General features: G+C 64.7%; 17 protein-coding genes, 1 tRNA gene and 1 pseudogene. 6 read left to right on the top strand and 13 right to left on the bottom strand.

The window, feature by feature from the left end:
* Window positions 1-4: 4 nt before the first annotated feature.
* The 3 genes from ACW7G1_RS08715 to ACW7G1_RS08705 are packed head-to-tail and all read right to left on the bottom strand — an operon-like array spanning window position 5 to window position 7,722.
* A complete protein-coding gene (locus ACW7G1_RS08715; RefSeq protein ID WP_456979352.1) occupies window positions 5-3,085 on the bottom strand; it encodes an efflux RND transporter permease subunit in 3,081 nt (1,026 codons plus the stop codon).
* The gene (locus ACW7G1_RS08710; RefSeq protein ID WP_456979880.1) at window positions 3,082-6,516 is read right to left on the bottom strand and encodes an efflux RND transporter permease subunit; all 3,435 of its coding nucleotides are present in this window, start codon (window positions 6,514-6,516) and stop codon (window positions 3,082-3,084) included. The genes ACW7G1_RS08715 and ACW7G1_RS08710 overlap by 4 nt, the downstream gene beginning before the upstream one ends.
* Before the next feature lie 42 nt (window positions 6,517-6,558).
* Entirely contained in the window at window positions 6,559-7,722 is a 1,164-nt protein-coding gene (locus tag ACW7G1_RS08705; protein ID WP_456979351.1) for an efflux RND transporter periplasmic adaptor subunit, read from the bottom strand.
* A 286-nt stretch (window positions 7,723-8,008) separates the two neighbouring features.
* Here ACW7G1_RS08705 and ACW7G1_RS08700 point away from each other — a divergent pair, with 286 nt between their 5' ends.
* Window positions 8,009-8,356, top strand: coding sequence for a c-type cytochrome (locus tag ACW7G1_RS08700; protein WP_456979879.1), 348 nt, complete (start codon window positions 8,009-8,011; stop codon window positions 8,354-8,356).
* A gap of 14 nt (window positions 8,357-8,370) precedes the next feature.
* Window positions 8,371-8,808, top strand: a complete 438-nt coding sequence (locus ACW7G1_RS08695) for a c-type cytochrome (RefSeq protein ID WP_456979878.1) — start codon at window positions 8,371-8,373, stop codon at window positions 8,806-8,808.
* A gap of 80 nt (window positions 8,809-8,888) precedes the next feature.
* Here ACW7G1_RS08695 and ACW7G1_RS08690 read toward each other — a convergent pair.
* Together ACW7G1_RS08690 and ACW7G1_RS08685 are read right to left on the bottom strand one after the other, a co-directional pair.
* Window positions 8,889-9,077 (bottom strand): annotated as a pseudogene (locus tag ACW7G1_RS08690) (transmembrane repetitive protein); the annotation flags it as partial.
* Between the two features lie 1,549 nt (window positions 9,078-10,626).
* Window positions 10,627-11,223, bottom strand: coding sequence for an NfuA family Fe-S biogenesis protein (locus ACW7G1_RS08685; RefSeq protein WP_456979350.1), 597 nt, complete (start codon window positions 11,221-11,223; stop codon window positions 10,627-10,629).
* A gap of 56 nt (window positions 11,224-11,279) precedes the next feature.
* On the opposite strand from ACW7G1_RS08685, the gene ACW7G1_RS08680 reads away from it, so the two are divergent.
* A complete protein-coding gene (locus ACW7G1_RS08680; protein ID WP_456979349.1) occupies window positions 11,280-11,621 on the top strand; it encodes a 4a-hydroxytetrahydrobiopterin dehydratase in 342 nt (113 codons plus the stop codon).
* A gap of 29 nt (window positions 11,622-11,650) precedes the next feature.
* Window positions 11,651-12,109 (top strand): energy transducer TonB, encoded by a 459-nt coding sequence (locus ACW7G1_RS08675; RefSeq protein WP_456979348.1) that lies wholly within the window; start codon window positions 11,651-11,653, stop codon window positions 12,107-12,109.
* Between the two features lie 27 nt (window positions 12,110-12,136).
* On the opposite strand, the gene ACW7G1_RS08670 is transcribed toward ACW7G1_RS08675, so the two are convergent.
* Window positions 12,137-13,108 (bottom strand): RluA family pseudouridine synthase, encoded by a 972-nt coding sequence (locus ACW7G1_RS08670; RefSeq protein WP_456979347.1) that lies wholly within the window; start codon window positions 13,106-13,108, stop codon window positions 12,137-12,139.
* A 484-nt stretch (window positions 13,109-13,592) separates the two neighbouring features.
* On the opposite strand from ACW7G1_RS08670, the gene ACW7G1_RS08665 reads away from it, so the two are divergent.
* Complete coding sequence (locus tag ACW7G1_RS08665) at window positions 13,593-16,970, top strand: Rne/Rng family ribonuclease (protein WP_456979877.1); 3,378 nt, start codon at window positions 13,593-13,595, stop codon at window positions 16,968-16,970.
* 61 nt (window positions 16,971-17,031) lie between these two features.
* Here the strand turns inward: ACW7G1_RS08665 and ACW7G1_RS08660 are convergent, their stop codons facing one another.
* From ACW7G1_RS08660 to serS, 4 genes are all read right to left on the bottom strand, one after another.
* A complete protein-coding gene (locus ACW7G1_RS08660) occupies window positions 17,032-17,679 on the bottom strand; it encodes a response regulator (protein ID WP_456979346.1) in 648 nt (215 codons plus the stop codon).
* A gap of 76 nt (window positions 17,680-17,755) precedes the next feature.
* Window positions 17,756-17,845, bottom strand: a tRNA-Ser gene (locus ACW7G1_RS08655).
* A 90-nt stretch (window positions 17,846-17,935) separates the two neighbouring features.
* A complete protein-coding gene (locus tag ACW7G1_RS08650) occupies window positions 17,936-18,925 on the bottom strand; it encodes a LysR family transcriptional regulator (protein WP_456979345.1) in 990 nt (329 codons plus the stop codon).
* A 175-nt stretch (window positions 18,926-19,100) separates the two neighbouring features.
* Window positions 19,101-20,396, bottom strand: coding sequence for a serine--tRNA ligase (serS, locus tag ACW7G1_RS08645; RefSeq protein ID WP_456979344.1), 1,296 nt, complete (start codon window positions 20,394-20,396; stop codon window positions 19,101-19,103).
* Window positions 20,397-20,517: 121 nt separating this feature from the next.
* Here serS and ACW7G1_RS08640 point away from each other — a divergent pair, with 121 nt between their 5' ends.
* Window positions 20,518-21,186 (top strand): energy transducer TonB, encoded by a 669-nt coding sequence (locus tag ACW7G1_RS08640; protein ID WP_456979343.1) that lies wholly within the window; start codon window positions 20,518-20,520, stop codon window positions 21,184-21,186.
* Between the two features lie 71 nt (window positions 21,187-21,257).
* Here the strand turns inward: ACW7G1_RS08640 and aroA are convergent, their stop codons facing one another.
* From aroA to serC, 3 genes are read right to left on the bottom strand one after another with little or no spacing between them, the layout of a single operon-like run.
* The gene (aroA, locus tag ACW7G1_RS08635) at window positions 21,258-22,598 is read right to left on the bottom strand and encodes a 3-phosphoshikimate 1-carboxyvinyltransferase (RefSeq protein WP_456979342.1); all 1,341 of its coding nucleotides are present in this window, start codon (window positions 22,596-22,598) and stop codon (window positions 21,258-21,260) included.
* Window positions 22,595-23,698, bottom strand: coding sequence for a prephenate dehydratase (gene pheA / locus ACW7G1_RS08630; protein WP_456979341.1), 1,104 nt, complete (start codon window positions 23,696-23,698; stop codon window positions 22,595-22,597). Before pheA ends, aroA begins: the two co-directional genes overlap by 4 nt.
* Complete coding sequence (serC, locus tag ACW7G1_RS08625; protein ID WP_456979340.1) at window positions 23,691-24,776, bottom strand: 3-phosphoserine/phosphohydroxythreonine transaminase; 1,086 nt, start codon at window positions 24,774-24,776, stop codon at window positions 23,691-23,693. Before serC ends, pheA begins: the two co-directional genes overlap by 8 nt.
* Between the last annotated feature and the right edge of the window lie 48 nt (window positions 24,777-24,824).

Raw genomic sequence — 24,824 nt, 5'->3', positions numbered from 1 at the left:
CCGGTCAGGCTTCGTTGAGCCCACCCGTCAGCGGCGCCGGCGTTGCTCCCCTTGCCTTGCGTACGATCCTTACCGACCCGTTACGCAGGTCATCCAGCAGCGCATAGATGGTGGGCAGGAACAGCAGGCTGACCACGGTCGAGAACGCCAGACCGCCGGCAACCGCGCGCGCCATCGGGAAGTAGGTCAACCCGCCCAACACCTGGGTCTCGCTCAGCGCAATCGGCACCATCGCCAGGATCGCCGTGCCCATCGTCATCAGGATCGGCCGCAAGCGCTCGCGGCTGCCTTCGACCAGGGCATCGGTGCGACACAGGCCGCGGCGGCGCAGGTTGTTGATGTGCTCGATCATCACGATCCCGTTGTTCACCACCACCCCCATCAACACCAGGATGCCGATGAACGCCATCACCGAGAACGTGGTGCCGGTGATCCAGAACAGCCAGAACACGCCGAATACCGAGAACAGCACACAGCTCAATATGGCGGTGGGAAACAACAGCGACTCGAACACCGCCGCCATCACCACGTAGATCATCACCAGCGCGATGACCAGGTTGAACATCATCTGGTTCTGGGCCTTGGAGTCGCGCTGGAAAGCACTGCCCTCGAAGCTGTAGCCATAACCAGGCGGGAACGCAACGCCGTCCAGGGTCTGCTCCATCACCTCACGGGCGCGCGGCACGGTGGCGTCGTTGGCCAGGTTGGCCTGGATGGTCAACCGGGTCTGCCGGTTGGTCCTGCGGATATCGGTCGCCGCCTCCTGCACGTTGACATCAACCATCGCCATAAGCGGCACGGTACGACCATCGGGGGCGCGCACGGTGAACGCCGCGATGTCCTCCATTCCGTAGTTGTCGGCGCCCTGGAAGCGCACCCATACCGGGATCTCGGTCTGGTCCCGCTTGAAGTCGCGCAGCTGTGCGCCGCGCAATGCCAATGATACGAAGCGGGAAACGTCCTGGGTGCTGAAACCAAATGCCGCGGCACGTTCGCGGTCAACGCGCACCGTCAACTCGTTGTTCTGGTCGCCGCTGTCGACGCGCACGTCGCGCAGCTCCGGATTGCGGGCGAGGATCGGCACGACATCCTCGGCCAGGTTCTCCAGTATCTTGGTCGAGTCGCCCACCAAATGCACTTCGATATTGCCCGCGCCCCCGCCGTCACCGCGGCTGCGGCCGACACCCAGTTTCGCGCGCGCCGACTTTGGCAACTCCTTGCTGATGATCTCGCCCAGCTTGGATGGATCCTCGACCGAGTCGTCGAACGACACCTCGGTCTCGGCCCAGCCCTGCTCCCGATACTGCGAATACACCTGGACGATATGGAAGCGCTCACGGTTCTCGTTCAGGTATTGCTCGACACGTCGGACTTCTTCGCCCATCTGCTCCTTGGTGTAGCTGCCTTGCCACTTGTAGAAGATCTCGACCTCCTTGCCATCATCACTACCGAACATCTCGATCTTGGTCTGGGTCATCGGCACGATGCTGACGGCAATGATCAACACGATCCCGAACACGCTCCAGCCGCGATGGTCCAGGGTCCACCGCAGCAAACGGGCATAGCGCTTCTGCAACCGATGGATGATTCCGCCTTCGTTGCTTACTGCCGGCGGCGTCTTCATCCGCGCCGACAGCATCGGGATCAGGCTGACGGCCACCAGCCACGACGCCAGCAGCGACACCGATATGGTGATCGCAATCTGCGACATGAAAATGCTGATGTCATTGGTCTCGCCAAACAGGTTGGGGACGAACACGATGCAATGGCACAACGTGCCCGCCGACAATGCGATGGCGACGTTGCGGGTACCGACGATCGAGGCCTGAACCGGCTGTCCGGGGAGTTTCTCCCGCTCCTGGTAGATGCTTTCCACCACCACTACCGCATTGTCCACCAGCATTCCGACCGCCAGCAGCAAGCCCATCAGCGACAACACATTGAGGGTGACGCCGGCGAAATACATGAAGCCCAGTGTCATCACGAAGCAGATCGGGATCGCCAGGGTCACCATCAATGTCGACGGCCAGTGGCGCAGGAAGAAGTACAGCACCGCGATCGACAGCAGCAAGCCGATACCACCGGCTTCAGCCAGCTCCAGCAGCGAACTGGTGACCTCCTTGCCCTGGTTGTCGTCGACCTTGATCTCGATACCGCTCAATGCCGGCTGCTGGCGGATCCGTTCCAGTTCCTCCAGCGCGCGCCGGGAAACATCCACCAGGTTGGCCTCACGCTCCTTGAAGATGTCCAGGGTCACCGAGGGGCGCCCGTCGAGCTGGCGAGCGCCGGTGACGCGTTCAGGCTTGATGCGGATTTCGGCGATATCACCCAATCGCACCCCGGCGTCGTTGATGACCAACTGGCGGAACTCGTCCAGGTCGGTCAGCTCACCGACCGGCTGCACCCGCAGGCGTCGCCCTTCCACCTCGATCTCGCCCGCCGCCATGGAGAAGTTCAACGACTGCAGACGCGGGGTCAGCTCGTTGAGGCTGAGTCCGTGGGCCGTCAACCGGTCGGGGTCGATGGCAATCTCGATCTCGTTGGCCGGCGCGCCGCCGATCTCGACCTTGGCGATCCCGTCCACACGCTCCAGCGGACGCTGGAACTCGCGCTCGATCAGGTCATACGCCTGGCTCAGGTCGGTGTCGCCGGCCAGGTGGATCTCCAGTATCGGATCATCACTGCTGGACCAGTTGCCGACGAAATAGCGTTGCAGGTCGTCGGGCAACTCGTCGCGGATCGCATCCAGTCGCTCACGCGCCTCCGACGCGGCAATCTGCACATCGGTGTCCCAGTCCGAGTACATCACCTGCAGCCTTGCACCATCCGAGGTCGCCGTGCCACGCAGGCTTTCCAGCCCACTCATCGTGGACAACGCTTCCTCGGCCGGGCGCAGCACCGTGCGTTCCACCTCTTCGGGCGTCGAACCCGGATACGGCAAGTTGACGAACACGGCCGGGAACGAGATCGCCGGCAGCGCTTCCAGGGGCAACCGCACCGCAGCGATCAGGCCAATCACCACCATCGACACGAACAGCATCATCGTGGTGACCGGGCGCCTGAGACTCATCTCGGAGATGTTCACCCCAGCGACTCCGGGTGGGGCTCAGTGCGGTGCGCGCGAGTGCGGTAATACTGGTCCGGACGCCGATCCAACAGGTCGTACACCACCGGAATCACCACCAGCGTCAACAGCGTGGACACCAGCAAGCCGCCAATGACGGTGATGGCCATCGGTGAGCGCACCTCGGCACCTTCGCCAAACGCCAGCGCCAGCGGCAGGAAGCCGAACAGCGTGCACATCGTGGTCATCACGATGGGCCGCAACCGTGAGCGCGCGCCCTCCACCAATGCCTCGTGTTTGGCCACGCCCGCCTCGCGCAACTGGTTGACCTTGTCGATCAGGATGATCGCGTTCTTGGTCACCAGCCCGACCATCAGGATCAAGCCGATGAAGACCACGATCGACACCGGTGAGCGGGTCAGGAACAGCGCCAGGATCGCGCCCACCATCGCCAACGGAATGGTGAACAGGATCACGAACGGGTGCAGCAACGATTCAAACTGCGATGCCATCACCAGGTACACCAGGAAGATCGCCAGCCCGAACGCCAGGCTCAACGAGCGAATCGAGCTGGACAGTTCCTCGCCCTGGCCGCCGATATGCATCTGGACCCCGGCGCCCAGCGGGTTCTGCTCGACCATCTGCTGTACCTCGGCCACGGCGCTGCCCAGGTCGATATCGCGCAGGTTGGCCGACACGATCGCGACCCGCACCTGGTCGGCACGATGGATCTCGCTGGGACCGGTGGTCGCAACCACATCGGCGACCGACGCCAGCCGTACCGGCGCGGCACCGCCCGGGTTGACGATCAGTCGGCGAATATCCTCCACCGAGCCACGATCGGTCTCCTCCACGCGTACCAGCACGTCGATCTTGCGGTCGCGGAAGCTGTAACGGGTGGCGACTTCACCGCGTACCTTCGCGACCACCGCGTCGGCGATCTGCCGCGTGGTCAGCCCGAAGGCGGCCGCGCGCTCCTGGTCGAAGTGGATCTGGATCTCCGGGAAACCCTGCTCGACCGTGGAGCTGACGTCGGCGTAATGCGGACTGGCCCGCAGCATCGCCGCCATTTCCTGGCCGGCGCTCTTTATGGAATCCAGGTCGCCGCCACGCAGTTCGATCTCCAGCGGCATCGAGAAACTGAACAGCTGTGGCCGGCTGAAATCCGCCGTCGCGCTGGGGTGTGACTGCATCGTCTTGCGCAGTTGTTCGGTGGTCGCCGCCTCGATTTCCTCGCTGCCGCCATCGCTCATCACGATGCTCAGCTTGCCGATGTTCTCCCCACTCTCCGCCGGACTCGCGTCCAGCCGCGTGCCGCTGCCACTGACCGCATACATGGTCCGGATCCCCGGCGCGTCGGCATTTTTTTCCTGCAGCTCGCTCACCAGCGCATCGGTCTCGCGCAATGGTGTGCCCGGCGGCAGCTTGACGGTCATCTCGAAGCGGTCCTGGGCCAGTTGCGGGATCAGGTCCGCGCCCAGCAGCGGCACCAGCAGCAACGACAGCACGAACACCGTCGCCGCCGCTCCCAGCACCACCAGCGGCCTCGCCAATGCCGCAGGCAGCAACCTCAGGTAACCGCGCTCGGCACGGTCGTAGGGCTTCATCGCCAGGTCGCTGGCCTTGCGCATCACCGGGCCGACCACGGCCGAGAGCCCACGCCACAAGCGCACCGCCACCCACGCCAGTCCGAAGAAGCCGCCGCGTACACCGGCGCCGACGCCACGCTCGGCCATGGCCAGGGGTTTCGCCAACCGGGACTCCGGCTTCCATTGCGGATGCGCCGCCTCTTCCGGGAACGCCAGCGGCGGTCGCCCCTTGAGCGCACTGAGCATCGGGATCAGGGTCATGGACACCGCCAGCGAGATCGCAATCGCAATGGTCACGGTCAACGCCTGGTCGCGGAACAGCTGGCCGGCGATACCCTCCACGAACACCAGCGGCAGGAATACCGCAATCGTGGTCAAGGTGGACGCGACCACCGCCATGCTGACCTCACCGGTGCCCTTGATCGCCGCCTCCAGGATGCCCAGCCCGCGTTCGCGCGCCTTGGCGATCGATTCCAGCACCACGATCGAGTCATCCACCACCAGACCGGTCGCCAGCGCCAGCCCGCCCAGCGACATCACGTTGAGGCTCAGGTCCAGTCGCCCCATGAAGAAGAAGGTGGTGATGATCGACACCGGCAACGACAGCCCGATGACGAACGTGCTCCAGCCATCGCGCAGGAACAGGAAGATGATCAGGATCGCCAGCAAGCCGCCGATCACCGCATCCTTCTTGACGTCACTGATGGCGTGGCGGATGAAGGTCGATTGGTCCTCGATAACGGTCAGACCGATATCGGGCGGGATCTGTTCCTGGATCAGTACCAGTTGCTGGTGCACGGCATCGGCGGTGGCCACCGTATTGGCATCGCCTTCCTTGTAGATCGCCAGCTCGACGGCTTCCTTGCCATCCACGCGGATGATCGACTCGCGCTCCTTGTGGCCCTGGGTGACCTCGGCAATGTCCTTGAGCCGGACCGCCTTGCCCCCGGCAATCGCGCCGGAGCTGCCAGACGACGCACTCTGCACGGAAGCCGCCGCCGCCATCGCATCGGCGGATCCTGACGCCGCTGCGACCCGCGCCATCTGTGCGGCCGCGTCCTGCGCCGCGTTGTCGCCACCGCTGCTGGTGGTCACCAGCATGTTGCCGATTTCCTCGACGCTGGCGAACTGGTTGACGGTACGTACCAGGTAACGCTGGCTACCCTGCTCCAGCCGGCCGCCGGAGATATTGATGTTCTCCTGAGCCAGCCGCTGGATCACCGTATCGATGGGCAGGTTCAGCTGGGCCAGCTTCTGCTGGTCGATCAGCACATGGATCTCATCCTCCAGGCCGCCGCCGACCTTGACCGCGGCAACGCCCACCACCGGCTCGAGCTTCTTCTTCAGGTCTTCTTCGGCATAGCGACGCAGCACCGACAGGTGGCGAAGGCTGTCGTCGTCGGCCGTGGTGGACAGCGCCAGCCGGATAACAGGCTCCGTGGAGGGATTGAATCGCAGCAGTATTGGCGGCTTGGCTTCCAGTGGCAGTTGCAGGGCCTCCATCTTGTCGCGCACTTCCAGCCCGGCCTGGTCCATGTCGGTGCCCCAGGCAAACTCCAGCACCACATCGCTCTGGCCGGTACGCGAGACCGACTTGAGCTTGCGCAGACCCTTGACGACGCCGACCGCCTCCTCCACCGGCTCGGTGATGAGGGTCTCGATCTCGGTGGGCGCCGCACCGACGTATTCGGTGCGCACGGTCAGGGTCGGATAGCTCAGGTCGGGCAGCAGGTTGACCTTCAGGTTGCCCAGCGCGATCAACCCGAACAACAGGAAGGTGATGGTGACCATCGCCACGGTGACCCGGCGACGAGTGGAAAACTCGACCAGGCTGAAACCGGCGGAACGATGCGGGTCGGGCATCGGGCGGGAAGGATCGTTGATATCGCTCACGTTCGGCCCGGCCTACTGGTCGGTCGCCGCCGTCGGCGCAGGAGCCGGCGGCTGTTTGGTCGGCGCGCTGTCGGCAACCTGCGCTGGTTCATCGGCGGGCGCGTCAACCACCGCCACGGCGCTGCCGTCACGCAACGCACTCTTGCCGGCAACCACCACCCGATCGCCCAGGCTCAGCCCGCCACGGATTTCGGCCCAGCTACCGTCCATGTAACCCAGTTGCACCGGCGTGCGTGCCACCTTGCCGTCCTTCAGCAGGAACACCGCCGAATCGCCCTGGTCTTCCAGCAATGCGACACGGGGCACCACCAAGGCGTTGGCACGTTGGTCGTAATCGATACTGATACGACCGAACATGCCCGGCCGCAATATGCCGACGCCATCAAACCGGGTAATGACCCGGAAGGTGCCGCTGCCGGCATCAACCACCGGCGAGACACGATCGACGATGCCGACGAAGCTCTTGCCCGGCAATGCGTCCACCCGCAACTGCGCCTCCTGGCCGGGCTTCAGCACCGACAGCTCCCGCTCGGGCACGTTCAGGGTGGCCTCCAGCCTGGAGGTGTCGACGATCCGCACGATCGGGGTATTGATCTGCACGAAATTGCCTGCCTTGGGCGTGACCAACGCGACCACGCCGCTGATCGGCGCCTTGACGCTGGCATACGACAGCTCCAACTGGGCCATCTTGTTGGCGGCCTTGGCATTGGCCAGGTCGTAGCGGATCTGGTCATAGTCGGATGCGGCAATCAACTGCTCGGCCGCGAGCGTCTTCGCCCTTTCGAACTGGTTCTGCAGCTTGCCCAGTTGCGCGGCGGCCTGTGCCAGCTGCAGTCGCGCCCGGTCCGAATCGAGCCGCACCAGGACCTGGCCTGCCTGGACGTGCTCGCCTTCGGCTACCAGCACGTCCAGGGCGACACCGGAGGTCTTTGCAACGACCTGGGATTCGGTGGGCGCCTCCAACGGCGCGGTCCCCGTGTAGCTGGCGGCCATCGGTCGTTGGGTGACAGCAGCGACCTCCACCGGCACCGCTTCGACAGTTTTTTCGCTGCCTGCCTTGTCAGCACCCGGGTCTGGCTTGCCACCGGAACAGGCCGCCAGCAGCAACAAACAGGGCAGTGCCAACGCAACGACGCGCAGGCCGCTACCGGTGGGTGAAAAAATAGGCTGGCGCATCAAGTGACCCCGAGGAATGTGTGTGTGCATGTGCCGCTTCGACCGCATGCCGGTGTTGTAGCTATGTATATCAGTATAGCTGACCGGATCCTATCCCCCGAAGGTCACGCCGACATGTCCGGTGATACCCGGCAGCGAAGGAACCCGGTTGCCAATGGGCATGCCTTCATGGAACGATGAACGCGAGCTATACTTTGTAGATTATGCGCGAGCACCGTGGATACGCGTAAGTCCACCTGCCCCGCTAAACACCTATCCAGCCAAAGAGATTGCGGACTACACCATGATGCGACCGCTGACTATTGCCGCCTGCCTGGCGCTCACCCTCCTCGCCGCCCCGGCGATGGCCCAGGATCCCGCCACTGCCGGGACCAACGACTCGTCCAGCGCTGCCGAGCGTGGCTTCCTGTTGACCTACACCTGCCAAGGTTGTCACGGGATCGATGGCTACAAGAACGCCTATCCGAATTACCACGTGCCAAAGCTCGGCGGCCAGCCCGCGGCCTACCTGAGCAATGCATTGCACGCCTATCGGGACGGCACGCGCAGCCATCCCACGATGCAGGCCCAGGCCCGGGGTTTCTCGGACCAGGACATTGCCGATATCACCGCATTCCTTTCCAACTTGAAGTGAGAGAACAGATGCCAATGACGATCCGCGGCAATTTCGCCATCGCTCCTGTTCTGCTCGCCACGATGCTGGCCCTGTCGGCATGCTCATCAGATGCTCCCGCCGATGGCGAACACGCCGCACTGAGCTCCTCCTCGGCCGGCTTGCCTGCCGGCAGCATCGCCGCCGGCGAGCAACAGGCCAATGCCAAGGGCGCGGCAACCGGCCAATCGTGCATCGATTGCCACGGAGCGGAAGGCTCCGCACCGATCGACCCGACGTATCCGGTCATTGGTGGGCAATACGCCGACTACATTGCCCACGCGCTGCAAGGTTATCGCGACGGCAGCCGCGAACATGTATTGATGTCGTCCCAGGCGCAGGACCTGACCGACCAGCAGATCGCCAATTTGAGCGCTTATTTTGGATCGCGGGACAGCAAATTGGTCAACCTGGCTGGATCCCACGACAAGTAGCCAAGCTGCTGCTTCCCACCAGGAACCGTCACCAGTAAAAAGGCCCGCTTGACGCGGGCTTTTTTATTGCTGCCAAGCCGTCAGTCGCCCGCCGGCACGCTGCCATTATCTTCCTGCAGCTCCGGCTTGAATGGGATATCCGGTGATGGCCGCGCCGTCGCTGGCTGGTCGGCGAGATTGGGATCGCTGATGCCACATGCTCCGCCAAGCGCCAACAGCACCGTGTGGCAGACGATGTGTTTGCTGGTACCGGGGATCGGGATGCGGATCGTGCTAACGCTCTTGCGGACCCACTCTTCCAGCAGCGTTTCGGTCGGGCGCCAGTACTGATCAAAGGCGGTTGGCTCGTAATCGGTTGGCGCACGCTTGAGCCAGGTACCGTTGCGGTCGAGGTTGACGATCTCATCGGTGATCGTGCCCGGCGGCTTGCCCGGTGATGCCGAACCAGGCGTCTCCGCCAGCTTCGCGCTGCCATCACTGTTGTACAAACCGTCCGCTTGGCCCAGTTGCTGGCCCGGGCGCTCCTGCGTGTCCGCACCCCAGTCGTCGCCACGCTTCGGATCGGGCCAGCCGCCGGCGGTGGGCGTCTGCTTTGGACCCGCATTGGAGCTGACGCCGGGTTGATCGGCGGCACCAGGGGGCTTGATCGCCCGCGAGAGTTGTTGTGCCGCCGGCTCAGCCGGCTCAGCAGACTGGCTGACGGCCGGCATTGCAGTAGTCGATGGCTTGGGTGACACGGCAGGGGCCGTCGTGACGGCAGGAATCTCCCGTGCCTGCAATGCAGGGGCGTGGAGTTCGCTTGGCGGGGCGGCCAGCGTGGGTCGCACCACGGTTGACGGTGACAACCGGGGCGGCGGGATGCTTGGCAGCGGCATGGGGATCTCGCGCACGACCACTTCAGCAGGACGCTGCTCCAGAACCGGCGGGGCCGCCGGCGATGCTTCAATGATCGACACGACCGGGCGCGGCGCGGCCGGCACATCCGCCACCTCGATGGTGGGTACCGACATTTGCAGTTCGGGCGCCGTCAAGGCCGGTGCATCCAGGCGCTCGGCGGTCGGCGGCAACACAAAGTCATCGTCTACATTGGCCACCGGCGCGCTGACCGATAGCGGCTGACTGGCCTGTGCTGCCGCCGTTTCAGCAGTTTCTGGCTCCTCAGGCGGCGACGGCGGAGCCGGGGTGACCGCAGGCGGCTCGGGGGTCGGCTGCTCGACTGCTACCGGCGGTGGCGCAGAGCTGGTCGGCGAAGGAGTATCCGAGGCATCCTCAACCGCCGTCGGCTTCGGCGGCGCGGGGGTGCTCTCCTGCTCCCCGGGTTCCGTGGCCGGCCCACCCCCCACCTGGTCGGGAGTTCCCTCACCGACGTACTCGATCTGCACCACCATCTCTTCGCCCTTGGGTGGAGGATGGGACCGATTGATGTATTGCTGGTAGATCAGCCAGACCAGTATTGCCGCCAGCAACACGTGCCAGCCGACCGAAGCAACTGCGGCGAACCAGCGAAGCCCACGCTCGTCACGTTGGGCGGGTTCCCATTGCTGACGGCCCAGCGCCGTGAGCGCCTGCCATCGGCTCAGTGGTGCCGACGCACGCGGCGGCGCCTTCAAGGGACGCTCGGCCATTGCCACCGCGATCGACCGGGCGCTGGCGCCGGTCACCGCGCCGGCGCGCGGCGACATCGATGTAAACCATTGCTGCCAGCCGGGCGGGAACTCGCCCGGCGGCATGCGCCGATGCGGTGCAATCAGCTTCAGGCGAAGCTGCAATGCGTGGATCCATGCGTCGACCGGGACCGTCAACGATGCATCGCCCGGCTCAGGCGCCGCTTTCGCGGGCGATATATGGCGCCGCGCCAGTTTCGTGGTCGGTTGCGTCGCGCACCGCGGTTACCCCCGGGACTTTTTCCAGCAGGGTTTTTTCGATGCCGTTCTTCAACGTCATGTCCGCCATTCCGCATCCGTGGCAACCACCGCCGAAGCGCAGCACCACGACCCCATCGGCCGTTACCTCCGACACGGAAACACTGCCCCGGTGCTGGGCAAGCTGCGGATTGATCTCGTTCTCCACCAGGTAGAGCACGCGCTCCACCAGTGATGCCGACTCGCCTGGCGCCACGCCCTTGATCTTGGGCGCGCGGATCTGCAGCTGGCCGCCCGTCGCCTGGTTCTCGTAGTCGATCTCCGCCCCGTCCAGGACCTCCACGCTGGCCGCCTCCAGCCACAACGTGAAGCCATGGCAATCGATCGCCCACTCGTCACCTTGCAGGTCGCCCGGCTGGGTGAACTCCAGCCGCACGTCCGCGCGCGGCGTGCCAGGATCGACCGCCGATAGACGCACGCCAAGGTCAGGCAGGGCCTCTCGTTCGATCAACTTGCGGAAATGTGTCTGTGCGGATTCTGATATCTGGATCATGCCGCTATTCTAACGGTCTATGCGCTATACAACCGTTAGCGAGCCAAGGAGCCCTGATGAACGACATGATCCCCCTCGCCCACGCCCATTGCGCGCCCCGTCGCGGCAGTGAACACAAGCTCGGCGATGTGCGTGTGCGTGAATTGCTGGTCGAAGTTCCGGGCTGGGAACTGGCCGAAAATGGCCGTGCCCTGTGCAAGACGTTCCAGTTCAAGGACTACTACCGGACGATGGCATTCGTGAACGCCTTGGCCTTCATTGCCCATCGCGAGGACCACCACCCGGACCTGAGTGTCCATTACGACCGCTGCGTCGTGCGTTACTCGACCCACGATGTTGGCGGACTCAGCGAAAACGACTTCATCTGCGCGGCCAAAACGCAGGCACTCACGGAGTGATGCTCATGTCACAGATGTCCATGTCACCGATGCCCATCCCACCCATCCCCGCACCCCAGGCGACTGCAATCACGACCCCACGCCGCTCCATTGCCGTGCTCATTGCAGCAACCTTGTCATTGGCCCTGCTGACCGCTTGCAGCCCCGACACCACCGTCCAGATACCGAAGGTCATGCCGACCCAGCCGCTGGCCGTCGACACCCCACCGCCGACCTATCCGCCAGAGCTGGCGTGCGCCGACGTGGGCGGCGAGGTTGGCCTGATCATGCAGATCACCGCCGATGGCCACATCAGTGATGTCCGGGTCGAGAACGGCAGTGGGCATACTGCGCTGGACGAGGCGGCCGTCGCGGCGGTCAAGACCTGGCGTTTCGAGCCGGCCACCAGCCGCGGTGAACCGGTGGAATCCGACTTGCGAGTGCCGGTGACGTTCACCCCACCCACGATGCGGCCGCAGATGTGTTTCCAACTGGATGAACAACGCTGATCCACCCACACTGGCGCCGGCCGCAGATCACGTCAGTCGGTCGAGAACCTCGATCAGCTCCGGTGCCAGTGGCGCATTGAGGGTATAAGGCGTCTTGCCGTCGTCCAGCGCGAATTCCAGCGTGGACGCATGCAGGAACAAGCGCTTCAGTCCGGCCTGGTCGCGCAAACGCTTGTTGACCACCGGGTCGCCATACTTCTCATCACCAGCCACCGCATGGCCAATGTGCCGGGCGTGCGCACGGATCTGGTGGGTACGCCCGGTCTCGATCCGGACCTCGCAATAAGACTGCCCGCCGCGCCGCTCCAGCACCTGGAAGTGGCTCAGTGAGGCCTTGCCTGCTCGATTGACCTGGACATGGCGCTCTCCGCCCTGGCGCAATCCAACGTGCAGCGGCGCATCCACGGTCATGACCCCGTCCGGCATGCGTCCGCTCAACAACGCCAGGTAGCGCTTGCGGATCCCGCCCGCACCGCCGCTGCTTTCGCGCATCAAGGCCTGCATCTCGGTCAGCGCCGAGCGCTTCTTGGCAATCACCAGGATTCCGGAGGTGTCCCGGTCAAGCCGGTGGACCAACTCCAGGGTGTGGCCGGGCCGCAAGGCCCGCAAGGTCTCGATCGCCCCGAAACTGATCCCGCTGCCACCGTGACTGGCGACCCCCGACGGCTTGTTCAACGCCAGCAGCCGGGCGTCCTCGTAGACGATGGCCGCATCGAGCGCATTCATGAATCCCTGCGGCGGGGCCGGCTTGTCGCCCACCTCGTTGATGCGAACCGGCGGAATGCGGATCTTGTCGCCGCCTTCCAGCTTGCGTTCCGCCTTCGCCCTGCCCCCATTCACACGCACCTGGCCGGAGCGGACCAACTTGTAAACCAGCGACCTGGGGGCGCCTTTCAGGATGCCCAGCAAAAAGTTGTCCAGGCGTTGACCATCGCGGTCTTCGGGCACTGCGATCGTACGCGCGCCGGCATGGTTTTCAGTGCTTTCTGAATGGGTCATTCGCTATGGCTTATCTGATACACTCGCGACGCGAGATAAGGTTTTGATTTCGCAGGGAGTTGCCCCTGTCATCCAAGTGGTGGCATGGGCCTGGGCCAAAAGTCCGACCTGCGGTTCCGGTCTGCGTCTAACCCCTGCCCTTGGGGCGGCCATGTTAGCAGCGACAGTCCGGCGGAACCTCGGCTCGTCCGTTCTTGTCACATCATTATTGTCACAAGGACTGCTCGATAAACACGACCCGCGTGGCACCAGGGCATTTGCCTGACGTGCCGCCGGCCCAGAAAAATTTGAAAGCAACAAAAACAAGCGCTCCCGCGGCACGCCGTGGTGTTGAAGCGCTGGAAATTGTCAGGTCACGTCAGCGCGCGCACAACGGTTTGCCGTTATGCAGGGTCCAAAGCCGCGGCGACGGGACGCAGTGTCCAGAGGCGAAACGCCAGGGCGTTCCGCGCGGTTGAGCGCGAGGAACGCAACAATGAAACGCATGCTGATCAACGCGACGCAGGCAGAAGAACTGCGGGTCGCGATTGTCGATGGCCAGAACCTGTACGACATCGACATCGAGCAACCGTCGAAAGAACAGAAAAAGTCCAACATCTACAAGGGCAAGATCACCCGCCTGGAGCCGTCGCTGGAAGCGGCTTTCGTGGAGTACGGTGGTGATCGCCACGGCTTCCTGCCGCTGAAGGAAATCTCCCGCGACTACTTCGCCGCCGGGGTCAACCCGAACAAGGCCGGCCTCAAGGAACTGCTGCGCGAAGGCCAGGAGGTCGTGGTCCAGGTCGACAAGGAAGAACGCGGCAACAAGGGCGCTGCCCTGACCACGTTCATCTCACTGGCCGGTCGCTACATGGTGCTGATGCCCAACTCCCCGACTGCCGGCGGCGTATCGCGGCGGATCGAGGGTGAGGATCGCGCCGAACTGAAGCGCGCCATGGATGCGTTGAACATTCCCGATGACATGGGCGTGATCATCCGCACCGCTGGCGTCGGCCGTGACGCGGAAGAACTGCAATGGGACCTGGATTACCTGCTGCAGGTCTGGAAGTCGGTGGCTGACGCCGCCTTGACCAAGCCTGCACCGTTCCTGATCTATCAGGAATCGCGGTTGATCATCCGTGCCCTGCGTGACTACATGCGCCCGGACATCGGCGAGGTACTGGTCGATACGCAGGAGATGTATGACGAGGCACTTGAGTTCGTCGAACGGGTGATGCCGCACAATCTGCGCAAGCTCAGCCACTACACCGACGACGTCCCGCTGTTCAACCGGTTCCAGATCGAGTCGCAGATCGAGAACGCCTACGAGCGCGAGGTGCGACTGCCGTCCGGCGGCGCGCTGGTGATCGACCAGACCGAAGCCCTGACCGCCGTCGACGTCAACTCCGCCCGTGCGACCCGCGGCAGCGACATCGAGGAAACAGCGCTCAATACCAACCTGGAGGCGGCCGAAGAAGTCGCCCGCCAGATGCGCCTGCGTGACCTGGGTGGACTGGTGGTGATCGACTTCATCGACATGTCGTCCAACAAGCACCAGCGCGACGTCGAGAACCGTCTGCAAAACTCCCTCAAGCAGGACCGCGCACGCGTCCAGGTTGGCCGCATCTCCCGCTTCGGCTTGCTGGAGATGAGCCGCCAGCGCCTGCGTCCCAGCCTGGGGGAGTCCAGCCAACTGGTCTGCCCGCGTTGTGAAGGCCATGGCCGGATGCGCAGCGTTGAGTCGCTGTCGCTATCGATCCTGCGCGTGAGCGAAGAGCACGCGATGAAAGAGAACACCGGACAGGTGCTGGTCCAGGCACCGACGGAGATCGCCAACTACCTGCTCAACGAAAAGCGGCGCGCGCTCAGCGAGATCGAGCAGCGCCATGGCGCGCCGATCGTGATCGTCGCCGACGAGCAATTGCTGACCCCGCACTACGAAGTCACCCGCCTGCGCGAGAATGAGTTGGGCGAAGAAAGCAGCCGGCCGAGCTACCACCGGGGCACCCCGCGCAAGCTGCCGACCCACGCGCTGACCAAGGCCAACCTGAACATCCCGGTCGCACCGGCCGTGACCAACGTCAAGCCGACCCAGCCGGCTCCGCAACGCGAACCACGCGTGGCCGACGTCACACCGGCTCCGGTGCCGGCCGCCGCCGTGGTTGCCCCGACCCACTCGATAGGAATGGTCGAACGGGTCATGCGCTTCTTCCGCGGCAGCCAACCGGCCACGGACCAGGCCAAACCAGCGGCCAAGCAGCAAGACAACCGCAGTCGCGGTGACCGCACCGAGCGCGGCGAGCGCAACGGGCAGCGGCGTGGTGGCAAGCAGGGCCGCGACGGTCAACGCCGCGACGACTCCCGCCGTGGCAATGGCCAGGTACGGGACGACAGCGCGCAGAAATCGCAGGCGCAAAACGGCTCCACCCAGCCGGGTCGCAACGCCAAACCACCCAGGCAACGCCAACCCCGCCCGCAAACCGAAGAGCAGATCGCCGCAGCCGGCCAACAAGGCGACACTGCAAAGCCAGGCAGGCAGCCCCGCGCCCCGCGTGGCGAGAAACCCTCGTCGCAGGCAGTCGATGTTGCAACGGATGTGACCAGCCCCACCAGTGACACGGGCGCGGTACTGCCTGTAGCCGCGGTCGGAATGGCGGGTGCCGAAGCCCTATCGGCGAACCGCGACGAGGCTGCCGCCAACCAGGTCAACGACGCAGACCGTGCACCTGACAAGGGCAGCGTCCAGGCCGATAACGATTCCGGGCACTCCGGCACCAATGACGATGCTGCCGGCGAAGGTACCGGACGGCGGCGTCGTGGCCGTCGCGGTGGCCGCCGCCGCCGTCGCGGCGGAGCCGATGGTGCAGCCGAGGACCAATCGCTGGACACTGGCGTACTGGGTGATGAAGACACCGACACGGAAGCAGCCACCGTCGCAGTGGTCAGCCGGTCGCAGCCGGAATTCGACTTCGAGGATGAAATCGACGGCAGCTCCAGCTCCACTGAAAAGGCGGAGAAGCCAGAGAAGGCGGACAAGTCGGATAAAGCCGACGAGGCGGACGAGGCCGACGAGGCGGACGAGGCCGACGAGGCAGACAAGCCAGCCCAAGCCGCTGCCAGCGAGCCAGGCAATGAGCTTTCGAAGGACGACGAATCTTCAGTGCAGAAAGACGCCACCAGTGCTGCCAGCGCACGCCCGCCACGCAAGCCCCGGACGCCGCGCCAACCGCGCCCCGCCCGATCGAAATCGACGGTTGCCGCAACCGACGACGCCGTGGCTGATCGGCCCACCGTCGAGCCCGCCAGCACGAGCGCTTACGATCCGGTTACCACCGGCCCCCACTCGCCTGGTCAGAGGCGATCCGGCTATATCGCCGGAACCCCGGTAGTAGAGGTCGAGGCCACCGACCCGGGTGAGCAGCCGTCGCAGGCAAGCGAAACTCCGGCAGCACCGGTCGCTGTAGCGGTAGTGGATCCGACTCCAACTCCGGCTCCCGCACCAAGTACCGAGGCCGTCATCCCGGCACCGGTGGTGGTAGTGGAGACAGCGGTGGTTCCGGAACCAGACCCCGTCGCCGACCCTGTGGTCGTGGATGCGCCAACGGCGTCGCCGGAAGCCAGCCCGGTCAGCGAGGTGGTCAGCGACGAGATTGCGCCGTCCAAATCACACCAGGCGCCCGCTGTCGTGGTGTCGCCATCGGAGGCCTCACCCGCCGCCAACAATGGCACCACCCAGCCGCAGACCGCAGGTCTGTTCGATGCCACGCCCGCCGTGGCTCCCGCCTCGCCGGCACAAGCGGCGGTAAAGGTCGTGGCGGATGCGACGTCCGACAAGCCGGAGCGCCAGGACGCGCCTCGCAAAGAGGACGAACACAGCGCCTGACGTCGGATTACAGCGGTTGTTGTAACCAGGCGGGCCGCTCGATCGAGCGGCCCGCTTTTTGTTACAGGGCGGTTGCGGGTTCCGCCACGCCGTATTGCCCAAGCAGTCGCGCCAGGGCAATGCTGTCGGTGATCGCCAGCTTGTCAAACAAGCGGGTCTTGTGGGTGTTGACCGTTTTCGCGCTGAGGCTCAAGCGCCGCGCAATCTCCTCCTGACGCAACCCCTGGACCAACAACAGCGCCACCTCCAGCTCGCGTGGAGAAAGCACGTCAAAGGGTGTCTCGCTCCCCGCGAGACCGGAGAACGCCAGATGCTGCGCGATGTTGCTGGCCAGATAGCGTCTGCCCGCCGCGACCTCGCGCACGGCCCGCAGCAGTTCGGTTGCATCACCGCCCTTGCCGACATAACCGAACGCACCCGCTTCAAGCAATCGGCGCGGCAGCGGCCCATCCTCCAACACCGACACGATGATGACCCGGGTGCCGTGGTCCCCCTTGACCACGCGTTCGGTCACCTCAAGCCCACTCACGCCCGGCAGGTGAAGGTCACAAAGCACCACGTCGGGCTTCAGCTTACGGATCAACGGCAAGGCCAGCTCACCGCTCTCGGCGTCGCCAACCACTTCGATGTCCGTCTCTGTCGACAGGATCAAGCGCATCCCCGTGCGCACCAATGCATGGTCGTCGACGATGAATACAGTAATGGCCATCCCTTTCCCTCCAGAACACTCCGTAACCGGAGGCTACGCGGCGGGCTGTTCAGGTGCAACCTGGGGAAGCGGCAGATGGCGGAGAGAGTGGGATTCGAACCCACGGAAGGTTTGACCCTTCGCCGGTTTTCAAGACCGGTGCCTTAAACCGCTCGGCCATCTCTCCGTATGCTGTTGCGCGCTGCTGTTGCGCGTTTGCGATCGCGTGGCTGCGATCCGGCGCGGCGCTATTCTCGCACGAGTGGGCGCGGATTCGTCACAGCCGGAACGCCTTGAGTTCGCTTTCGCTGCAGGGCTGGCCCTTGATGTCGGCGCAACCCAGGTGTGCACTGTCGACCATCGCGGGGATCTTCTCGGCGAGGAAGTCGATGAACACCCGTACCGCCGGCAACATGCCGCGGCGCGAAGCGAACACGGCGTGGAAAATACCTTGCGGCAAGCGCCACTGCGGCAACACGACCTCCAGCTGGCCCGATCGGACCGCGTCGGCACAGACCGTCTCCGGCAACAAGGTGATGCCAACGCCCTGGATCGCCAGCGACAACAGCATCGGCAGGTCGAACCCCATCACCCGCGGCTTGATCTCGATGCGTTGCACGTCGCCTTCGGGACCATGCAGCTCCCATCGCTGGCGCGCATCGTCCTCGCTCATGCTCATGGTGACGTGTTCGGCCAATTGCGCGGGCGTCTGTGGTCGGCCCATCTTGCGCAGGTAGTCGGGACTGGCGACCAGCAGTTCCTGGATCTGGCCGAAGCTGCGCATCACCAGACTGCCGTCGTCATCGAGCTTGGTACGCACACGCAGGGCGACGTCGATCCCCTCGTTGATCACGTCCACGCGCCGATTGCTGACCAGCAACTGCACCCGGACCTGGGGGTAACGGGCAAGAAACTCGGGCAGTAATTTCGGCATCTGCTGCTGGGCCGCACCGACCGGTACGCTGACCCGAACCACGCCGCGCGGCTCCGCGCTCAGGCGGTCGACCACTTCCCGCGCCGCTTGCGCTTCGGCCAACATTGATTGCGCATGACGATAGACCGCGTTACCGACATCGGTGACGGCAAAGCGGCGGGTCGAGCGCTGCAGCAGGCGGACGCCCAGATCGGTCTCCAACTGGCTGATACGACGGCTCAAACGGGACTTTGGAATGCCTATCGCACGCTCGGCGGCAGCAAAGCCGGAGTGCTCGACCACCAACGCGAAGTAGTAAAGATCGTTCAAATCATGCATGCGCGGCAATTCCACCAGCGGAACATCGACTTATATTTGATCAGCTTGGTTACGCCGGCGCAACAACCGCCCAAAGGATGCCTTCGCCGCGCAGGTCCGATCGATGTCATCACATTGGACAGCGCAACCCGGAAATGTCTGACAGGTTTGCTGCGGCACCGGAAATTGCCCTGACGATTTGGACACCCGCTCAGGCAATCTTCTCGAGGCCTCCCATGTACGGGCGCAACGCTTCGGGGACGGTGATGCTGCCATCGGCCTGCTGGTAGTTCTCCATCACCGCGATCAAAGCGCGACCTACCGCGACACCTGATCCATTGAGGGTGTGCACCAGCTCGGGCTTGCCGGTAGCCGGGTTGCGCCAGCGGGCCTGCATGCGCCGGGCCTGGAACGCCTCGCAGTTGGAGACCGACGAAATTTCCCGATACGTCTCCTGCGACGGTAGCCAGACCTCAAGGTCGAACGTCCGGGCGGCGGAGAAACCCATGTCGCCCGAGCACAACAACATGCGGCGGTACGGCAGACCGAGCTTTTCCAGGACCACTTCGGCACACCGGGTCATGCGCTCGTGCTCGTCATTGGACTCCGATGGCCGGGCGATGCTCACCAACTCGACCTTCTCGAACTGGTGCTGGCGGATCATGCCGCGGGTATCGCGGCCGTAGGCGCCGGCCTCGGCACGAAAGCACATCGAGTGTGCGGTCATGCGCAGCGGCATCACCGCGTCATCCACGATCTCGTCACGCACGGTGTTGGTCAGCGGCACCTCCGAGGTCGGGATCAAGTAGCGCCGGCTGCTCGCGGACGCGGCATCGCCGATCTCGGTCGCAAACAGGTCGTCCTCGAACTTCGGCAACTGGCCGGTGCCGAGCATGCTGTCGGTGTTGACCAGCAGCGGCACGTTGGTCTCCTCAAAACCGTGCTCGTTGGTGTGCAGATCGAGCATGAACTGGGCGAGTGCGCGATGCAGCCGGGCGAGCTGTCCGCGCAGCACGGTGAAGCGCGCACCACTGAGTTTTGCAGCGGTATCGCCGTCGAGCCAGCCGTTGCGGGCGCCGAGCTCGACGTGGTCGCTGACCTTGAAATCGAACGCGCGCGGCGTGCCCCACTGATGCTGCTCGACATTGCCACTCTCATCCGCGCCGATCGGCACGCCGTCCTGTGGCAGGTTCGGCAGTCCCAACGCGATCGCGTCCAACTCGGCCTTGAGCACGTCCAGCCGCGCCTCGCTGGCCTTCAGCTCATCGGCAAACCCGGCAACCTGCGCCATCAGCGGTGCCGCGTCCTCCCCTTTCGCCTTTGCCTGGCCAATCGCCTTGGAGCAGGTGTTGCGCAGGTTCTGCAACTCCTGGGTACGCACCTGGATCTGCTTGCGCTCGATCTCCAGCGCCTGCAGCGCGTCGGGATCGAGATCGTGGCCACGCGTTTCGCGCAGGCGGGCGGCCAGTTCGGCGGGCTGTTGACGCAGCAGGTTGGGGTCAAGCATGTCGGGACCGGGTGGTGGATGGGAGTCCGATTATCGCGTGGATCGCTCGGCGGCGGGACCAGTTGGCAACGCGTTAACGGCATCCATGCACAATATCGGGGTCATCGTCATCGGATCAGCCATGCCAGAGTCCTCCTCCAACCCGCAACCACCGCGCCGGGACTACTCCCGTTGGCTGCCGTCCTGGCGCACATTGTTGTGGGTCGGGCTGGCTTTTTTGGCCGGCGTGCTGCTGTTCGCGTGGGTCTGGTCTGCGGACCGCAACCAGGATGACTTCTTCCGTGCCGGCGAGACACCACCGACCGCCGGCGCACCTGATTATCGCCCGCTGCCGGTCCCGTCCACTGCCGGCAACCGTGAAGCCAGTGGCCTGGATCCTGACGAAGCCAGGGCCGAGGACGGTGACGACCAGAATGCGCAGCCACGTTTGGTCGAGGTAGCACCACCTGCGGCTCCGGCGCCCACCAGCACGCCGCCGGTCCCGCCGCCTTCCGGTGCGGATGCGGGGGCTTCAAGCCAGCCAAGCCCGATCGCTGGAAGCACACCGGCCCCCCGCTACCCTCGCCGCGCGCTGCGTCGCGGAGACAGCGGCGTCGTGCTGGTACGCGCCCGCATTGGTCCCGATGGCGTCCCGACTTCGGTCGAGGTAATCAACGGCAGTGGTTCGCGCGACCTGGATCGCGCTGCCGTGAATGCTGTCGAACGCTGGCGATTCCATCCGGCGCGACAGGATGGTCAACCGACGGTCGGCACGGTGAACATCCCGGTCGAATTTGCGCCGAACCGCTGATCGTCGGCGAGTGAACGTCGGCGAGCACAACACGCCCGGACTGACGCGATCTGACGCGATCTTCAGCCGCGCTAGGTGGGCGGCCCGTCCATGCGTCCGCACCGAAGCCGCAGTCCCATGCCAATGCGGCCGGCGATCTCGACAAAACCGGGAAACGACGTTGCGACGTTAGCGACATCGGTGATTTCCACTTCGCCCTTCGCCAGCTGCGCGGCAACCGCGAAGCTCATGGCAATGCGGTGATCCGAGTGGCTGTCGACCACACCGGCACCGAAGCTGCCGCCGTCGATAATCGCGCCGTCCGCCGTCTCCTCGACTGCGATCCCCAGCGTCCGCAGCCCCGTCGCCATCGCCGCAATCCGGTCGGATTCCTTGACCCGCAGCTCGGCCGCGCCCCGGATCACGGTGCGCCCCCGGGCACAGGCGGCGGCGATGAACAACGCCGGGAACTCGTCGATCATGTCGGCCACCAGCGACACCGGCACCTCGACGCCATGCAAGGGTGCGTGTCGGACCACAAGGTCGGCGACCGGTTCGCCAGCATTGCTGCGCTGCTCTTCGCGGATGTCGGCACCCATCTGTCGCAGCACCTGCAACAGGCCGGTGCGACGAGGATTCATCCCGACAGCCTCCAGCCGCAATTCCGAACCTGGCACCACGCTGGCGGCAACCAGGAAATACGCGGCCGAAGAAAAATCGGCGGGCACCACCACGGGTGTCGCCTGCAGGCGGTGGCCGCCGCTCAGGCGCACCAGGCCGGGCTCGAACTGAACCGGCCAACCAAACGCCGCCAACATGCGTTCGGTGTAGTCACGGGTGGGATGCGGCTCGCGCACGACCGTTGGGCCGCTGGCATACAGCCCAGCCAACAGCAGCGCGGATTTCACCTGTGCGCTGGCCACCGGCAACGCGTAGTCGATTCCCTGCAGTGCCGCACCGCCGGTAATGCGCAACGGTGGCGTGCCGTCGGTATCGGTGTCGATCCGGGCGCCCATCGCGGCCAACGGACCGGTGACCCGACGCATTGGCCGTCGCGACAACGCGGCGTCACCAACAAGCACGCTGTCGAAGGCCTGTCCGGCCAACAACCCCGCCAGCAAGCGCATGCCGGTACCCGCGTTGCCACAGTCCAGCGGCTCGGCGCTTGCACGCAGGCCGTGGAGTCCGACCCCGTGGACGAGACAGCTGCCCTCCCCCGGGTTCTCGATCCGTACCCCCAACTGGCCCAGGATGCGGGCAGTGGCACGAGTGTCCTCACCCTGCAGGAAGCCGTCGATACGGCTCTCCCCGTCGGCGAGTGCACCCAACATCACCGCTCGGTGCGAGATCGACTTGTCTCCGGGAACCCGCACGCTACCACGCAAGGGATGGCCAAGCCGGCCAACCCAGTCCTCGCGTGCCGCATCGCTCACGTGATCGCCACCGGGTAGGAACCGAGCACCCGGACCTGCTCGGCAAACTCATCCAGCTCGGCCAGCGCCTTGCGCATCGCTTCCTGCTCGATATGCCCGCCGACATCGACGAAGAACGCGTATTGCCAACGGGCAGTATGGCCGGGCCGCGATTCAATCCGGTTCATGCTCAAGCCATGCCGCGCGAACGGTGCCAGTACATGATGCAGCGCGCCGGGCTGGTCCTTGATGAAGATCAGCAGCGAGGTGCGGTCATTACCGGACGCCGGGAACAGTTCCCGGCCCAGCACCAGGAACCGGGTGGTATTGTCCGGCCGGTCCTCGATCGGGCCGGCAACGGCTTTCAGGCCATAGACGGTGCCGGCACTGATACCGGCAATGGCCGCGGCATCATCGGCATTGCGGGCGCGGCGTGCGGCCTCGGCATTGCTGCCCAACGGAATTTTCTCGGCATGCGGTAGGTACTGGCGCAACCATGCCTTGCACTGGGCAAACGACTGCGGGTGCGAATAAACCCGCTCGATGTCCTCAAGCCGGCCACTGCGCGACAACAGGTGCTGGTGCACCCGCAGCTCGACCTCGCCACAGATCTTCACGTCGGTGCCCAGGAAGGTGTCCAGGGTCGACTGGATCGTGCCCTGGGTGGAGTTTTCCACCGGCACCACGCCAAAATCCGCCGCACCCGATTCAACCTCGCCAAAAACCTCTTCGATACTGCCCAGCGGCAGGCCGTGGATGGAATGGCCGAAATGCTTGTACACCGCCTGCTGCGAGTGCGTGCCTTCCGGGCCCAGGTAACCGATCTTGAGCGGCTCCTGCTGAGCCAGGCAGGCCGACATGATCTCGCGGAACACGCGTACCAGAACCTCGTTGTCGAGCGGGCCGTCATTGCGATCCACCACCCGGCGCAGCACCTGTGCCTCGCGCTCGGGGCGGTAATAATCGATCGCCGCGGCAAGGTCGCCCTTGGCTTTGCCGACCTGGTTGGCATACTGCGCGCGTTCGGCAATCAACTCCTGGATCGTGCGGTCGATACCGTCAATACGCTCACGCAACACGCCCAACGTCGGGGTCTTGGCCTTGGCAACCATCTCAGCCATTCCTCTTGCTGAAGTCATTCATGAATTCGACCAGCGCCTGCACCCCGGCTTCCGGCATCGCGTTGTAAATCGACGCCCGGACACCGCCCACGACCCGGTGCCCGCGCAGCCCAATCAAACCGGCTTGCGCCGTTTCTTCCAGGAAAACGGGCTCCAGCGCCGGATCGCGCAGGGAAAACACCACATTCATCCGTGAGCGCGCTTCCGCCTCCACCGGGTTGCGGTAGAAGCCGCCCGAGCCATCAATGGCGGCGTACAGTGACGCCGCCTTGCGAGCGTTGCGCCGGGAAAATTCGGCGACGCCGCCTTCGGCCAACATCCACTTGAACACCAGACCAGCCAGGTACCAGTTGAACGTCGGCGGTGTGTTGAGCATCGAGCCACGCGCCGCATGCTCGCGGTAGTCGAGGATCGGCGCGCGGGGCTGGCCAGCGTGCTCCAACAGGTCGCGCCTGATGATCACCACGGTCAGTCCCACCGGCCCCAGGTTCTTCTGCGCGCCCGCGTAGATCACGCCGAAACGGGATACATCAATCGGTTCGGCGGCAATGCTGGAGCTGAAATCACCGATCAACGGCACATCACCCACCGAGGGAATGCCGGGAAACTCGACGCCGTGGATGGTCTCGTTGGCGGTGTAATGAACATACGCCGCGTCGTCGGACAGCCGCCACTGGTCACGGGCGGGAACGGCGCAATACCCCCCGGGCGCGCCATCGGCGGCGATGCGAACGTCCACGCAGGACTGCGCCTGCTTCATGGCGGTGACGCCCCAATGGCCGGTGACCAGGTAGTCGGCAGCCTGTCCGGGGGCGGCGAAGTTCAGCGGGATCAGCGCCTGTTGGGTCGTCGCCCCTCCTTGCAGGAACAACACCGCGTAGTCGTCCGGTATGGATAACAACCGGCGCAGATCGGCCTCGGCCTCGGCGGCGACCTGCATGAACTCTGGGCCGCGATGGCTCAACTCCAGCACCGACGCACCCGCACCGCGCCATTCCAGCAGCTCATCGCGGGCTTGTTGCAATACCGTCTCGGGCAGTGTGGCGGGACCGGCACTGAAGTTGTATGCGCGCGACATCGGACACTCCGCTGAGGTGATCGCGCAGTATGCCGCACCGCACCAACA

This window comes from Lysobacter sp. A378, from assembly GCF_054052125.1.
This window is presented reverse-complemented; position numbering and strand designations above follow the sequence as displayed.